Here is a 14,607-nt window from a genome sequence, read left to right as displayed (position 1 = left end):
TTAGAGCGCCGCGCCTCCCATCGGATGCGCGGCGCTTTTTATCAAGTGTTGTACCCTGATGCCGAAACCGCTGACACTTTTCGGCGTCAGGCTTAGCGTTTCAGCTTGAGACCAACGCCGGCGCGCCATTGCTGCGAATCGGTGCCTTCCTTGCGCGCGGTCAGCTCGTAGCCGAGCGTGCTGGTCAAATCGAGATAGCGGTTGATGTTCCAGGTCAGCCCGGTCGCCGCGGTATAGACGAGTTCGTCGTTGATGGTGCTGTCGGTGGGATAGTCGCGCCACGTCACGCCGCCGATCATGGTGCCAACCAGATTGTCGCGCAGCTGGTGGGTGACCGTCGTCGTCAGCGCGTGCGAGACGTAGCCGCTTTCGCCCGCCGTGGTCGAGGGCTGGATGCTCGTCTGCAGGTCGAGATTGACATCGGTACCGCGGATCGGGGACCAGAGCAGGCTCGCATCGAGTGTCGCGGTATCGATCGACGACAGGCGGCTGTCTTCGAAATCAGCCATTTCGTAGCCGACGCCGACTTCACCTTTCAGCTTTTCGCCGAGGTCGACCTCGACGCCTGCCTTGGCGCCGTAGCTGTGGCCCGAACGCTCGTAACCGGCCGAATCGCGCGTCTCGTCATAGAGGGTCCGGCCGATCGTCGCCTCGATGAAGGGGATGAGTGCGGGGGACAGCTCGTAACCGACGCGGCCGCGCAGCGTGCCGGTCGTCTGATTGCGGTCGCTGAGCTCAACGGTCGTGCCATTGGCAAGCGTGGCGTCGGAATAGATCGAGCGGGTCAGTGCCAGCGCCGTCGTGCCGCGCAGGACGCCGAAATCGCGTTGGACGGAAGCGCCAGCCGAAAATTCCTGCACGTCTGACTGCTGCGTGGCGTCGGCGATCGCATCGGGGTCGTCCGTATCCTCGCGATAAAAATTGTAACCGGCGGTGAGATGCGCGACCGTATCGTCGGGAAGATCCAGCCGGAGGTCACCGTTGACCTTGAAGGACGGCTGCTCCTCACCCTCGCCGCTGATATTCCGCTGCCAGGCGCCCTCCGAGGTGACGCTCAGCTGATGCCGGCCCCAGCCGGAGGTGAGCGTCGCGGCTGCATCGGTTTCGAGGAAGGCGCGCCGTTGCGTGGTGCTGCCGTCCTTGGTGGTCTCGGTGTTGATGCTCTGGGTGACGCTCGGGCGGAGCACGAAGGTGCCGATCGGAATGCCCGGCGTTTCGGCCGTCGAGGCGCTTTCGGCAGCCCGCCGCCGCGGCAGTGTTTCGTCGATCGGTGCTTCGCGGGTGTTCAGCCGGCGGATATCCTCATCGAGGATGGAGCCGGTCACGTCGTCGCCGGCCTGCGCATCCGGTATGGCCGGCCTCTGGCCGGTATCATCCGGGTTTGCGGTCGTGCCGTTTGCCGCCGTCGTGGCGCTATCGTCGGTGCCGTCATCGAAAGCGGCGGCGGCGTTCGTGGTGCTGTCCTGAGAGACCGTAGAGCGGCTATTTGCCGTCGTTGACGGCTGTTGCGAAGCGGACTCCGCCAGGGCTGCCGTCTGGCTGAGAAGCAGGCCACTGAACGCAGCAAAAGAGACGGCACGGCTTATGGCGCGGAGCGGCGTCACTCTGCTCGTCTGTTTTGGCTGGCCCATGCAATTCGCGCCTGACATGCTTTCGGTTCTTACCCAAAGGTAAAGCCTCGTGGTTAATCATTCGTTGCCGACGGCGGGCGCCGTTCACATTTCGGAAAGAGTGCGGGGTGGACTTGGAAAGTGAAAAGGTCTAACGCAGCTTCATGAACAGAAGAGCGATAAACCTCGTTGAAAACAGCGTGCTCGAATCGGCAAAACGCACGATAGAGACCGAAAGACGCGGCCTTGAAGCGCTCGAACAGGCCTTCGACAATGGATTGGCCGGTCCTTTCACCCGCGCCGTCGAAACCATCGGAGATATCTCCGGGCGTGTCATCGTCACCGGCGTCGGCAAAAGCGGGCATATCGGCGCCAAGCTCGCGGCGACGTTCGCTTCAACGGGGACTCCTGCCTTTTTCGTGCATGCGGCGGAGGCCAATCATGGCGATCTGGGTATGATCGCGACCGACGACGTCGTGTTGGCGATTTCCAAAGGCGGCGAGAGCGCCGAGCTTAAGAGCATCATTTCCTTCACGCGGCGGTTCTCCATTCCGCTGATCGCGATCACTTGCAGCGACCGTTCCTCGCTTGCAACAGCCGCCGATATCGTCCTTCTCGTGCCGAACGAGCAGGAGGCCTGCCCGAATGGACTGGCGCCGACGACCTCGACACTGATGCAGCTTGCGATCGGTGATGCGCTGGCCGTGGCGCTGTTGGAGGCGCGCGGCTTTACCGCCACGGATTTCCACGTTTTCCATCCCGGCGGCAAGCTGGGTGCGAGCCTGATGCATGTCGCGGATATCATGCATACCGGCGAGCGGCTGCCGCTCGTGGCCAAGGGCACGGCGATGCCGGAGGCGATCACGGTGCTGTCGCGCAAGCATTTCGGCTGCGTCGGCGTGCTCGACGGGGATGGGCGGCTCTGTGGCATCGTCACCGAAGGCGACATGGCGCGCAACCTGACCCGCAATCTTTCAGAGCTTGCCGTCGACGACATCATGACGCGGACGCCGAAGACGGTGAAGCCGACGATGCTGGCGACCGCTGCGCTGGCGCTGCTCAACCAGCATCACATCGGCGCGCTGATCGTCATCGACGACGACCACAGGCCGGTCGGACTGGTGCATTTCCACGATCTGCTGCGGATCGGCGTCGCCTGATCAGGGTCATCTGATCAGAGCTGATCCATCAGACGGGCTCGACTGTCAGGTCGCGGCCGTTGCTCGACACCACCTTCACCTGCGTTCCCGCCGGCAGGTCGGGTCCCATCACCTGCCATAGCGTATCGTCGAGGCGGATGCGGCCGCGGCCCTCGCGGATCGGTTCGTGCAGCGTCGCCGTGCGGCCGACGAGGCTCGCGCCGCGCTGATTGAGGAAGGGCTCGTCGGTCGTCGAATTGCGCAGCGTCAGCCGGCGGCCGGCGAAGGTCGTGGCGACGGCAAGCAGCGCAAAAAGGATCGCCTGCAGTTCCCAGACCCAGAAAGCGCTGTCCCAGAAGATGAGCGACAGCGCGCCGACGATCAAGGCGGCAAGGCCGATCCAGACCAGGAAGAAGCCTGGCACGATCATTTCCGCGGCGAGCAGCACCAAGCCTGCGACCCACCAACTCCATGCACCAAGTTCGGCGACGATCTTCGCCAGCATGGCTTAGCGCTCCTGATCGGGATTGAAAGGATTGGGGGTCGACGGGTTGATCGGCGGCGTCGAGCGCACCGGCGCCGGGCGGGGACGCGGCACGGGTGGCGGCGTTGCCGGGCTGTTGCCGGCATCGCCGAACACTTCGCGGGCGATGGCGCCGATGCCGCCGAGCGAGCTCAGGATGGAAGAGGCTTCCATCGGCATCATCACGATCTTGGAATTGGATGCCGAACCGATCGAGGTGAGTGCCTCGGTGTATTTTTGCGCGACGAAATAGTTGATTGCCTGAATGTCGCCGGCGGCAATCGCTTCGGAAACCATCTTCGTCGCCTTGGCTTCGGCCTCGGCCAGGCGCTCCCGGGCCTCAGCATTGCGGAAGGCGGCCTCGCGCTGGCCTTCGGCCTGGAGAATGGCGGATTGCTTGGCGCCTTCGGCCCTGAGGATCTGTGCGTTGCGTGAGCCTTCGGCTTCCAGTACCTGCGCGCGTTTTTCGCGCTCGGCCTTCATCTGCCGGGCCATCGCATCGACGAGGTCTCGCGGCGGCTGGATGTCCTTGATTTCGACGCGGGTGACCTTGATGCCCCAGGGCTGCACGGCCTCGTCGACGACGCGCAGCAACCGGTCGTTGATCGCATCGCGGTTGGAAAGCAGTTCGTCGAGATCCATCGAGCCCATGACCGAGCGAATATTGGTCATGGTCAGATTGAGAATGGCGTTTTCAAGATTGGCGACCTGATAGGCGGATTGGGCAGCGTTCAACACTTGATAGAAGGCGACGGCATCGGCCGAAACCGAGGCATTGTCCTTGGTGATCACCTCCTGGGTCGGCACGTTCAGCACCTGCTCCATCACGTTCATCCGGGCGCCGACACGCTCGATGAAGGGGGTGATGAGGTTGAGGCCCGGCTCCAGTGTGCGGGTGTAGCGGCCGAAGCGCTCGATCGTATAGCGATAGCCCTGCGGCACGGTCTTGATCCCGGCAAAGAGTACCAGGATGACGAAGATGACCAGCACGATCACGACGATGTCGAAGCCGCCGAACAGCATGAATTCCTCCTATCGGCGCATGCATGCGCGCCTCACAACTGATGTGGTGAGGTAGCATGTTCTTTGCGAGGAAGAAATGACCCACGAAGGTCCCGTCTCCAAGGAAAAGAAGGATGAGTCAGGGCGGATTTTTCAGGGTGGGATCTCTCAGATCCAGCCCTGCAATTCGCGGCGGACGACCTTTTCCAGCACCTTCATGCCGTCCTCGCCGTCGTTGAGGCAGGGGATATGTGCGAACTTCTCGCCGCCATTCTCGTGGAAGGAATGGGCCGCCTGTTCGGCGATCTCTTCCAGCGTTTCCAGACAGTCGGAGACGAAGCCCGGATTGATGACGGCGATGCGCTTGACGCCGTCCTGGGCGAGCTTCTCTACCGTCTTGTCGGTATAGGGTTGCAGCCATTCCTCCGGCCCGAAGCGGGACTGGAAGGTAACCATGAAATTTTCCTTCGTCAGCCCCAGCCGCTCGCGCAGCAGCCGGCCGGTCTTCTGGCATTGACAGTAATAGGGATCGCCCTGCTTGAAATAGGACATCGGAATGCCGTGGAAGGAAGCAAGCAACATGTCCGGTTTCCAGTCGAGCGTCGCAAGATGCCTTTCGACGGAGTTTGCGAGCGCTTCGATATAGGTCTCGTCGTCATGATAGTCGGGCACGGTGCGCAATGCCGGCTGCCAGCGCATTGAAAGCAGCTTCTGGAACGCCTTGTCGTTGACGGTGGCGGTCGTTGCCGCCGCATATTGCGGATAAAGCGGGAAGAGCACGATACGGTCGCAGCCTTCCTGCTTCAGCGCCTCGATGCGCGAGGCGATCGACGGCGTGCCGTAGCGCATCGCCCAATCCACTTTGACCGTCGCCAGGTCCTTCAGGCGCTCGGCCATCAGCTCGGACTGGTTGCGCGTATAGGTGCGGAGATAACTTTCGTTCTTCTCCTTGTTCCAGATCAGCTCATAGGCCTTGCCGACCTTCTGCGGGCGGGTGTTGAGCACGATGCCGAATAGGATCGGATACCACTTCCAGGGCGACCATTCGATGACGCGGCGATCGGTCAGGAACTCCCGGAGATAGCGGCGCATCGACGTGTAATCGGTGCCATCGGGCGTGCCGAGATTCACCAGCAGGACGCCGACCTTGCCTGACTTGACGGCCGGATGGTCTGCCGGGCGGAGTGAAGTATCTGCTGTCATTCTGGTCCCAACGCTCTTTTGTCTCGTCGGCTCATACGCAGCCCCGAAATCGTGGTTCACCCTATAGAAAGAAAAACCGGCCCGGGAAAGCCCGGGCCGGCCGTGGAAATCGGGACAAATCGTCTACTTGGCGGGAACCTCGATCTCTTTGCCGACCGCCAAGTGACGCGGGTTCGGACTGCCGTTGGCCTCCGAAAGCTTCCGCCACAGCGTGCCGTCGCCATAGAAGGTCACGGCCAGACCCCAGAAGGTGTCGCCCGCGGCGATGACATGGGTCGAAGGCGTCGTTTCGGCAGGCGCGGAGGCTGCCGGTGCGGGTTCCGCAGCGGGCGCGGGTGTTGCTGGCGTTGCTGGGGCAGGCTCGGTGGCTGGTGCCGGTGCTGCAGGTGCAGCGGGGGCGGGAGCAGGTTCGGTGGTCGGTGCGGGGGCTGCCGGCGTTGCCGGTGCTGGAGCGGCCGGTTCGGCAGCCGGTGCCTGCGCAACAGCCGCACCGTTTTCGGTGACGCGGCCGTCGGTATAGGGCTTATACGGCGAGTGGGCTGCCAGATATTCGGCAGTCACGTCGGCAAGATCCGGACCGAAATCATAGGCGTTCTTGCCTTCCTTGAAGATCGAATAGCCGTCGCCGCCGGCCCGCATGAAGTTGTTGGTGGCGACTTTGTAAGTCTTGGCTTGGTCGATCGGAGCGAAGTTGTCGCCCTCCTTCACCTGGACATCGCTAACGCGGCTGCCGACAGGCTTGGACTGGTCGAAGGAGAATTTCAGGCCGGCGACCTGCGGGAAGCGGCCGGCGCCCTGATCGATTTGGCTGACGCCGTTTTCGAGCGCCTTGACGATATCCGCGCCGGTGGCCTCGAAAGTGGCGAGCGTATTCTGGAAGGGCAGGACGGTGATGACTTCACCCTGGGTGACCTCACCGCCGTCGATCGACGCGCGCAGGCCGCCACCGTTCTGGAAAGCGATAGCAACACCCTGGTTCTTCGTGCGGTCGAGCATGGCATCGGCCACCAGATTGCCCATCGAGCATTCCTTGACGCGGCAGACCTTGCGGTCGCCGTCGATCGGGGCTTCGGAGGAGCCGATGACCTTCTTGCGCAGTTCCTCGATCGGTTTGGCGAGTTCCGCGATGCGGGCAACGACGGCGGGATCGGGCGTGAAGCTGGAATCGATCAGGATCGGATCGCCCTTGGCATCCTTGACGACGCCGCTATCGTCGAAATTGACGACGAGATCGCCGAGATACTTGCTGTAGGAAGCTGCCTGGACGACCGGCACCTTGTAGCCGCCCGGATTGTCGACCATCGTCGGATAGGGGCCCTCGGCTTTGGGGTCGGTGTTCGAAAGCAGACTATGGGAGTGGCCGCCGACAACGACGTCGACATCCGGGATCTTGGCGATCAAGGCGAGATCGCGGGGGTAGCCGACATGGGTCAGCGCGATGATCTTGTTGACGCCCTGGCCCTTCAGATCCTGAACGGCCGAGGTGATCGCCTGGACGTCGTCGGCGATGGTGACGTTCGGGCCGGGGGATGACAGTTCGGCCGTGTCATTGGTGACGGCGCCGACGATGCCGATCTTCTGGCTGCCGACATCGAGCACCAGCGAGGGCTTGATGCGGTCGCCGAGCTTGGAGGCGGCGGCCGCCTTGACGTTCGCGGTGACGACAGGGAACTGCACCTTGTCGAGGAAGGTCGCAAGCCCGTCCTCGCTGTCGTCGAATTCATGGTTGCCGACGGTCATGGCGTCGAACTTCATCAGGTTGAGGAATTCGGCTTCGGCCGCGCCTTTATAGGTCGTGTAGAACAGCGAGCCCTGGAAATTGTCGCCGGCATTCAGCAGGAGGACATTCTTGCCGGAGAGCGCCTGGCGGCGCTGGTCGATCGCGGTCTTCAGGCGGGCAGCACCCCCGAAGCATTCCTTCTTGCCTTCTTCCTCGGCTGAGCAGGTGGAGTCGAACTTGTTGATCGATTCGATGCGCGAATGGAAATCGTTGATATGAAGAATATTGAGTTCGTAATCCGCAAAAGCGGCGCCCGTGCCAAGCGCCAGCATGGACGCGGTCAAAAGACCGAAGCTGAAAGACTTCGTCATCCCTGTTCTCCTGATTGAGGCGAGAGATCCCCCTGATCCTCGCCGATCCCTTCCTAATCCGCCGGGGCGGTTCCCGGCCTGCGGATGTTCCATCAGACGATGGACGACCGCAAGAGAAAGCTGGGCCAGGCCGGGCGCTTTCCAAGGGGGCGGGGCAAAAAAGCGGCTGGCTACTACAGGCATTCGCCGTCGGCGGCGTTTCGATAGAGTTCGTGCACGGCCTCCGCGATATTCAGAACGGTGGCGAGGGCGATGACCAGACAAAGAAGAAAAACGAGGCGGTGAAAGCGCCGACCAGCCCGATAGGCAAAGAGCGCGCCGGCGCCATAGATCAATATTGTCGGCACGGCCAACATCAGCACCTGGCCCGGTCCGTCGCAATCGAGAGCGGCGATGCCCTGGGCACGATAGACGTTGGCCGGAAAAAGGATGGCAAGCGTCGCAAGCGGCAGCGCGAGCAGCAGGGCGAGGTAAACGGCGAGGGCGCGCATGGTGTGCTTAGCCTATCGCCTTATCTTCAGCCTCGGCGGGAAAGTGTGAACTGCGCGCCGGAATCGGAGGTGCAATTGAGCTGGCTTGGGTTGACGAGGGCGCAATTGACCTTGGACTGGGTCTTGCGCACTAGCGAGGTCATGTTGATCTCGACCAAGGTCGGCGAGGTATTGATATAGGTGCCCGAGGCAAGAAGCTGGTTACTGTCGGTCGTGCGGGTGGTGAAGCTACCGCCCTGGAAGGTGGAGACGATGCCGTTCGGATCGCTCCAGTTGCCTTCGACGCCGGTGGCGGCCGGTGCTGTTGCAACCGGCAGGCTGCGCGGCTCTGGCGAAACGCAGGCGGCAAGCGCGGCGGCGGCACCGACAAGAACGAGACCAGTTCTGATTTTCATAAGGCTTCTCCCGGCGATTCGGCGTGGCGGTCACCCGCCAAGTTCGGGCAAAACATGGCGCGCGCCCGCCGCGAAGGCAAGCCTTGGCGGGGTGCTGGGCGGCATTTAGACAGCAGGCGTTACAAAAATGCCCGCCTTGCGGCGGGCATCTTCAAACTCGCGCGAGCGATCTCAGCGAACGAGAATGTTCCTGAACTGCCACGGATCCTTGGTGTCGATATCCTCAGGGAAGAGGCCCGGGCGGCCATCGAGCGGGGTCCAGTCGGTGTAATGCCCCTCGACCGGGCCGAGATAAGGCATCTGCACTTCGAGGCAGCGCTTGTAGTCGATCTCGTCGGCTTCGACGATGCCGGCCTTCGGGTTTTCCAGAGCCCAGACCATGCCGGCGAGAACGGCTGATGTGACCTGCAGGCCGGTGGCGTTCTGATAAGGTGCGATGCGGCGCGTTTCCTCAAGCGACAGACGCGAGCCAAACCAGTAGGCGTTCTTCTCGTGGCCGTAGAGCAGGACGCCGAGTTCGTCGATGCCGTCCTCCAGCTCGTCTTCATCGAGAACGTGATGGACCGGCTGCGGCGTGCCGCCATTGCCGAACATTTCATGCAGCGAGAGCACGGCGTCGTTGGCCGGATGGTAGGCATAATGGCAGGTCGGGCGGAAGGTCACTTCGCCGTCCTTGTCGCGAACCGTGAAGTAGTCGGCGATCGAGATCGACTCGTTATGGGTAACGAGGAAGCCATATTGCGGGCCGGGTGTCGGGCACCAGGTGCGCACGCGGGTGTTGGCGCCCGGCTGCTCCAGATAGATCGCCGCCTTGTTGCCCTTCTTGTGCTTCTTGGCGTTCTTCGGCATCCACTCTTCATGCGTGCCCCAGCCAAGTTCGGCCGGCTGCATGCCTTCGGAGATGAAGCCTTCGACCGACCAGGTGTTCCAGAAGACGTTGAGCGGCTTCGGGTGCTTGGTGCGCTGGGTGTCGCGCTCGGCGATGTGGACGCCCTTGACGCCGAGCTTCTTCATCAGCTTGGCCCAGCCTTCGCGATCGTGCTGGTCCGGTTCGTCGAACTTTAGGCCGGTGTCGTTGGCGAGGTTGACGAGCGCCTGCTTGACGAACCAGGAGACCATGCCCGGATTGGCGCCGCAGGTGGAAACGGCGGTGGCGCCGCCCGGGTTCTTTGCCTTTTCCTTGCGCACGGTTTCGCGCAGCGCATAGTTAGTGCGGTCGGCATTGCTCATGCCCTTATCGAAATAGAAGCCGAGCCAGGGTTCGACGACGGTGTCGACGTAGAGCACGTCATGCTTGCGGCAGAGCTTGATAAGGTCGAGCGAGGAGGTGTCGACCGAGAGGTTGACGCAGAAACCCTGGCCTTCGCCTTCGGTCAAGAGCGGCTTCAGCAGCTCCTTGTAATTGTCCTTGGTGACATATTCCTTGATATGACGAACGCCGTGCTTCTTGAGGATTTCCATGTCGGAGGGCTCTTCGCGCGGGTCGATGACGACCATCCGGCTCTTGTCGAATTTGAAGTGGCGCTCGATCAGGGGCAGGGTGCCGCGGCCGATGGAGCCAAAGCCGATCATCACGATCGGACCGGTAATTTCGGCATATACCGGATAGTTCTGTTCCGTCATTCTTTTCTCCTGTGGAAGAGGACGAAGGCGTTCAGCCTGAAGAATTCTTTTGAAATTGCCGCAGAAATTGCGAGGTGACCGGCTCTAACCACAAATCGGCGTCACAATAAAGAGTGTTGAGGGGGAAAGCTCAAATATCGGGCGGGCGAGAGGTCGGCGAGGTCATCTGACCGGCCTCCTGCAAAATCAGCGTTTGAGGATTTCCAGTCCTGCGACCGTCGTCGTCACGGCAAGCTCGGTGATGTCGTATTCGGCGACGCCGTGGAGGGTGAAGGGATCGGCGGCGACATAGGCCTCGATTGCGGCGCGGTCGCCGATTGCGAGGATCGCGCCGCCGGTGCGCGGCACCTTGCGGCCAGAGGCGAGGAACCAGCCCTTGGCATAACCCTCCTTCACCCAGGCCATATGCGGCTCCATGTGCTTGTCGGCTTCGTCGTTGGATTTGAGATAGGTGAGGGAGAGAATGAACATGGTCAGTTCCTCAGAAGGTCGGCGCGGATCAGGCCGCGCAGCGAGTTGCCGGTATAAAGCGTGCCTGCATCGAGATCGGCAAGGGTGAGGCGGCCGACACGAGCCTTGCGCGCGCAGATGAGTTCGGTGCGCAGCACGCCGGCGAGCAGGCCGCAAGAAGTCGGCGGGGTGCGCAGCATGCCGTTCCCGTCGTCGAGGAAGATGGAGGTGATGGTACCCTCGCAGACTTCGCCGCGTTCGTTCAAGAGGATGACGTCATCGGCCTCGGCAGAGGTATATTCGGCGCGCGCGGCCTCGTAGACGGCGCGTCGCGTCGTCTTGAAACGCAGCAGCTTGTCGGTGGAGTCGAGACGGGTCTCGGCGATGCGGACGGTCCAGTTGGTGTCGGGCGCCAGCGGGACGAAAGCCGCGCTTGTCACCTCGATGCGGCCTTGGGCGTCGAAGGTCAGGCGGACGCGCAGCGGACCCGCGGCATTTGCAACGGCTGCGTCAAGCCTGGCCACCGCATCGATCGGTTGCTGGAAGCCGAGGCGACGGGCGGAGCGGGAAAGCCGGGCGAGATGCAGCCGCAGGCGGATGAAGCCGTCGCCGGGCTGCCAGCGCAGCGTTTCGATCAGCGAAAAATCGATCATCGCGCAATCCACTGGTCGCCGACGGCGAAGCGGGCCTTGAGCAGGCATTCCTCATATTCGGCCTCGGCTGTGGAATCAAAGACGATGCCGCCGCCGACGTTGAAGACGGCCCTGCCGCCGTCAAAAAGCGTGATGGTGCGGATGGCGACGGAAAAGCGCATGACGCCGCTTGGCGAGATCATGCCGATCGCACCGCAATAGGCGTCGCGGGGAGCATTCTCGAGCGCGTGCAGGATTTCCATCGCCCGCATCTTCGGCGCGCCGGTGATCGAGCCGCAGGGAAAGAGGGCTGCAAAGATGTCGCGGATCGAAAGGCCGGGGCGCAGCCTTGCCTGCACATGGCTGACCATCTGGTGGACGGTCGGATAGGTCTCGATGTCGAAGAGCTTCGGCACATCGAGCGTGCCGACTTCGGTGATACGGGAGATATCGTTGCGCAAGAGATCGACGATCATGCGGTTTTCCGCCTGCGTCTTGATATCGCGGCGCATGGCTTCGACGATTTCGGCATCTTCGGCGGCAGTGGCGCCGCGTTTCGCCGTGCCCTTCATCGGATGGGTCTCGATCCAGCCCTCCTCATCTGTGCGGAAGAAGAGTTCCGGTGAACGCGACAGGATGAGCGGACCGCCGAGATCGACCAGCGCGCCGTATTTGACCGGCTGGCGTTCGATCAGCGACCAGAAGGCGGCACGGGGATCGCCGTTCCAGCGGGCCTCGACCGGCATGGTGAGGTTCGCTTGATAGGCGTCGCCGAGCCGCAGATGCTCATGCAGGCGGTCGAAGCGCTCTTTATATAGAGGGAAATCCCAGGCGGCCTTCGGGGCGGTGAGGAATTCCTCGTTCTCAAGGCGCTGTTTCGCTTGGGCAAGCGGGTGTGTGTCCGGCTTCGGAGCATCGAAGACGCCGAAGGAGAGGAGCGGGGTTTCGCGGTTCTCGTTGGCGAAGGAGGCGAGTTTCTCCTCGAACAGATATCCGGCCTCGTAGGCCATGTAGCCGGCAAGCCATTTGCCCTCGGCCTTGGCCTCTTCCATCCTGAGAAGGCCGGCAAAGAATTCGTCGCGCGTTCGCGCGACGATGATCTCTGCCGGTTCGGTGAAAAGCATCACCTGGCCTGATGTGTCGTCGCGGAAGAGAATATAGGGGTCAGACATGATTGCGCCGCATCTTGCTTGGTTATCCGATGCTTGCGACGGTTCTGGGCTTTGACATGGGTGGCGATGCGAAGACTGCAGCAACACCCACTTCCCTCATTCCTGTGCTTTTCACAGGAATCCAGCCACGGCGCGTCTGCGCCGTGAATGACTCACTTCCGACAGACAAAGAGCCTCCCGCGCCCAATGACTTGGGCGCGCTGGATTCCTGTGACAAGCACAGGAATGAGGCAGAGGGGGCTGCTGTCATGGTTCCTCGTGGACGTTGCAGAATGCGGCCTGATAACTCACAACGACACTCGTTCGTTTCAAGTCTGGCCGAGCCTTACGCCCTATCCAAAGCCTCCAACTCATCGATTAGCCCCTCGATCATCGACAGGCCCTGGCTCCAGAACGACGGATCGGTGGCGTCCAGGCCGAAGGGCTTCAAAAGTTCCGAATGATGCTTGGTGCCGCCGGCCCTCAGCAGTTCGAAATACTTCTCCTGGAAGCCGGTCTCGGCCTTCTGGTAGACGGCGTAGAGCGAATTCACCAGGCAATCGCCGAAGGCATAGGCATAGACATAGAAGGGCGAGTGGATGAAGTGGGGGATATAGGCCCAATAGGTCTCATAGCCTTCCGAAATGCTGATCGCCGGCCCGAGGCTTTCCGACTGGACGGAGATCCAGAGTTCGCCGATGTCGTCGGCTGTGAGTTCCCCTGCCTTGCGGGCGGTGTGCAGCTTGCGCTCGAACTCATAGAAGGCGATCTGGCGGACGACCGTATTGATCATGTCCTCGACCTTCTGGGCGAGCATCGCCTTGCGCTCGCGCTTGTCGCTGGTCTTTTCCAGAAGCGCGCGGAAGGTCAGCATCTCGCCGAAGACCGACGCCGTTTCGGCAAGTGTCAGCGGCGTCTGGCACATCAGCGCCCCTTGCGCGCCGGCGAGAACCTGGTGCACGCCGTGCCCGAGTTCATGGGCAAGCGTCATCACGTCGCGCGGCTTGCCCATATAGTTGACGAGCACATAGGGGTGGGCCGAGGGAACCGTCGGATGGGCGAAGGCGCCGGGCGCCTTGCCGGGGCGGACGGGTGCATCGATCCATTGTTCGTCGAAGAAGCGCCTGGCGATATCAGCCATCTCGGGGGCGAAATTGCCATAGGCCGAAAGCACCGTGTCCTTCGCCTCGGGCCAGGGAATAACGGCGCTGGAGGTTTCCGGCAGCGGCGCGTTGCGGTCCCAGAAATTCATCTGCTCCATGCCGAGCCATTTCGCCTTCATCTTGTAATAGCGGTGCGAAAGGCGGGGATAGGCTTCGCGGACGGCCGCGGCCAGCGCATCGACGACCTCGCGCTCGACACGGTTTGCGAGATGCCGGGCGTCGGCGATATCCTCGAAGCCGCGCCAGCGGTCGGAAATATCCTTGTCCTTGGCAAGCGTATTGGTGATCAGCGTGAAGATGCGGATATTGGCCTTGAAGGTTGCCGCAAGCGCCATGGCCGCCTTGCGGCGGACGTCCGGATCCTTCTCCTGCAGCATGTTCAGCGCCACTTCGAGCGGCACTTTTTCGCCATCGATCTCATAGCGCAGTTCGGCCATGGTTTCGTCGAAGAGGCGATTGAAGGCGGCGGCCGATGTCATCGACTTTTCGAGGAAGAGCTGTTCCAGCCGGTCGTCGAGCTGGTAAGGCTTGTCTTTCCTGAGGTCGACCAACCAGGGGCGATAGTGGCCGGCGGCGGGGTCGTTTGCCATGCTCGCATCGATCACCGCGTCATCGATGCGGTTGAGTTCGAGTGCGAAAAACAGCAGGTGCCCGGAAAATTCGGTGATCTTGGTCTGCACGTCGCCGTAGAGCTTGCCGTTTGCCGGATCGGTGGTGTCGGAGAAATAGGTAAGGCCGGCGAAGGAACCGAGGCGGCCCATGATATCGTCCAGCGCCTCATATTCCTTCAGCGCCGCGCCGATGCCCTCAGTGCCGGTCTTCGTCGCGGCCTCGGCGAGTTTGCCCTTCCACTTCTCCTCAAAGGCGATAGCAGCCTTGCCGGCCTTTTCCATGTCGGCGACAAAGGCGGTCGAGGTGGCGGAGGGATAAAGATCCTGCAGCTTCCAGACCGGCAGATCGCCGAGCGCCGGATTGGCTGCCCCGGCTGGCGCTGCTGCCGACAAAAGAAGGCGGGCGTGCGGGAGCTCGATTTTCATGGGGCAATTCCTCTCCACTTTCATAACAGGTCTGTTTGAATAAGCGTGAGAAGGCGCCGCATCAAGGGCCTTTCGGCGCATGAAAGGCCTCGCTTCG

General features: G+C 62.0%; 13 protein-coding genes. 1 reads left to right on the top strand and 12 read right to left on the bottom strand.

What is annotated here, in order from left to right; translation table 11 throughout:
• Nucleotides 1-92: 92 nt before the first annotated feature.
• Nucleotides 93-1,631 (bottom strand): outer membrane beta-barrel protein, encoded by a 1,539-nt coding sequence (locus K6N12_RS14820; RefSeq protein ID WP_097628754.1) that lies wholly within the window; start codon nucleotides 1,629-1,631, stop codon nucleotides 93-95.
• A gap of 143 nt (nucleotides 1,632-1,774) precedes the next feature.
• Between K6N12_RS14820 and K6N12_RS14815 the strand changes: the two genes are divergently transcribed.
• Nucleotides 1,775-2,770, top strand: coding sequence for a KpsF/GutQ family sugar-phosphate isomerase (locus K6N12_RS14815; protein ID WP_097628755.1), 996 nt, complete (start codon nucleotides 1,775-1,777; stop codon nucleotides 2,768-2,770).
• Nucleotides 2,771-2,798: 28 nt separating this feature from the next.
• On the opposite strand, the gene K6N12_RS14810 is transcribed toward K6N12_RS14815, so the two are convergent.
• The 11 genes from K6N12_RS14810 to K6N12_RS14760 form a co-directional block, all read right to left on the bottom strand.
• Nucleotides 2,799-3,254: an NfeD family protein gene (locus tag K6N12_RS14810; RefSeq protein ID WP_097628756.1), complete on the bottom strand. Its 456-nt coding sequence runs from the start codon at nucleotides 3,252-3,254 to the stop codon at nucleotides 2,799-2,801.
• A gap of 3 nt (nucleotides 3,255-3,257) precedes the next feature.
• On the bottom strand, nucleotides 3,258-4,295 hold the full coding sequence (locus K6N12_RS14805) for an SPFH domain-containing protein (protein ID WP_097628757.1): 1,038 nt from the start codon (nucleotides 4,293-4,295) through the stop codon (nucleotides 3,258-3,260).
• Between the two features lie 147 nt (nucleotides 4,296-4,442).
• The gene (gene hemH, locus K6N12_RS14800) at nucleotides 4,443-5,477 is read right to left on the bottom strand and encodes a ferrochelatase (RefSeq protein ID WP_097628758.1); all 1,035 of its coding nucleotides are present in this window, start codon (nucleotides 5,475-5,477) and stop codon (nucleotides 4,443-4,445) included.
• Nucleotides 5,478-5,600: 123 nt separating this feature from the next.
• The gene (locus tag K6N12_RS14795; protein ID WP_222148835.1) at nucleotides 5,601-7,568 is read right to left on the bottom strand and encodes a bifunctional metallophosphatase/5'-nucleotidase; all 1,968 of its coding nucleotides are present in this window, start codon (nucleotides 7,566-7,568) and stop codon (nucleotides 5,601-5,603) included.
• 173 nt (nucleotides 7,569-7,741) lie between these two features.
• On the bottom strand, nucleotides 7,742-8,059 hold the full coding sequence (locus K6N12_RS14790) for a hypothetical protein (protein ID WP_097628760.1): 318 nt from the start codon (nucleotides 8,057-8,059) through the stop codon (nucleotides 7,742-7,744).
• 26 nt (nucleotides 8,060-8,085) lie between these two features.
• Nucleotides 8,086-8,454: an outer membrane lipoprotein Omp10 gene (gene omp10, locus K6N12_RS14785; protein WP_071090891.1), complete on the bottom strand. Its 369-nt coding sequence runs from the start codon at nucleotides 8,452-8,454 to the stop codon at nucleotides 8,086-8,088.
• A gap of 171 nt (nucleotides 8,455-8,625) precedes the next feature.
• Nucleotides 8,626-10,077 (bottom strand): homospermidine synthase, encoded by a 1,452-nt coding sequence (locus K6N12_RS14780; RefSeq protein WP_097628761.1) that lies wholly within the window; start codon nucleotides 10,075-10,077, stop codon nucleotides 8,626-8,628.
• A gap of 186 nt (nucleotides 10,078-10,263) precedes the next feature.
• On the bottom strand, nucleotides 10,264-10,548 hold the full coding sequence (locus K6N12_RS14775) for a YciI family protein (RefSeq protein WP_097628762.1): 285 nt from the start codon (nucleotides 10,546-10,548) through the stop codon (nucleotides 10,264-10,266).
• 2 nt (nucleotides 10,549-10,550) lie between these two features.
• Nucleotides 10,551-11,180: an aminotransferase class IV family protein gene (locus K6N12_RS14770; protein WP_097628763.1), complete on the bottom strand. Its 630-nt coding sequence runs from the start codon at nucleotides 11,178-11,180 to the stop codon at nucleotides 10,551-10,553.
• Nucleotides 11,177-12,331 (bottom strand): aminodeoxychorismate synthase component I, encoded by a 1,155-nt coding sequence (locus tag K6N12_RS14765; protein WP_097628764.1) that lies wholly within the window; start codon nucleotides 12,329-12,331, stop codon nucleotides 11,177-11,179. Before K6N12_RS14765 ends, K6N12_RS14770 begins: the two co-directional genes overlap by 4 nt.
• A 325-nt stretch (nucleotides 12,332-12,656) precedes the next feature.
• Nucleotides 12,657-14,510 (bottom strand): M3 family oligoendopeptidase, encoded by a 1,854-nt coding sequence (locus K6N12_RS14760; RefSeq protein ID WP_097628765.1) that lies wholly within the window; start codon nucleotides 14,508-14,510, stop codon nucleotides 12,657-12,659.
• Nucleotides 14,511-14,607 lie beyond the last annotated feature (97 nt).

The sequence above is a fragment of the Rhizobium redzepovicii genome (assembly GCF_019793435.1).
GTDB lineage: Bacteria > Pseudomonadota > Alphaproteobacteria > Rhizobiales > Rhizobiaceae > Rhizobium > Rhizobium redzepovicii.
The sequence above is the reverse complement of the archived record's forward strand: the minus strand, read 5'-3'. Positions and strand labels throughout refer to the sequence as shown.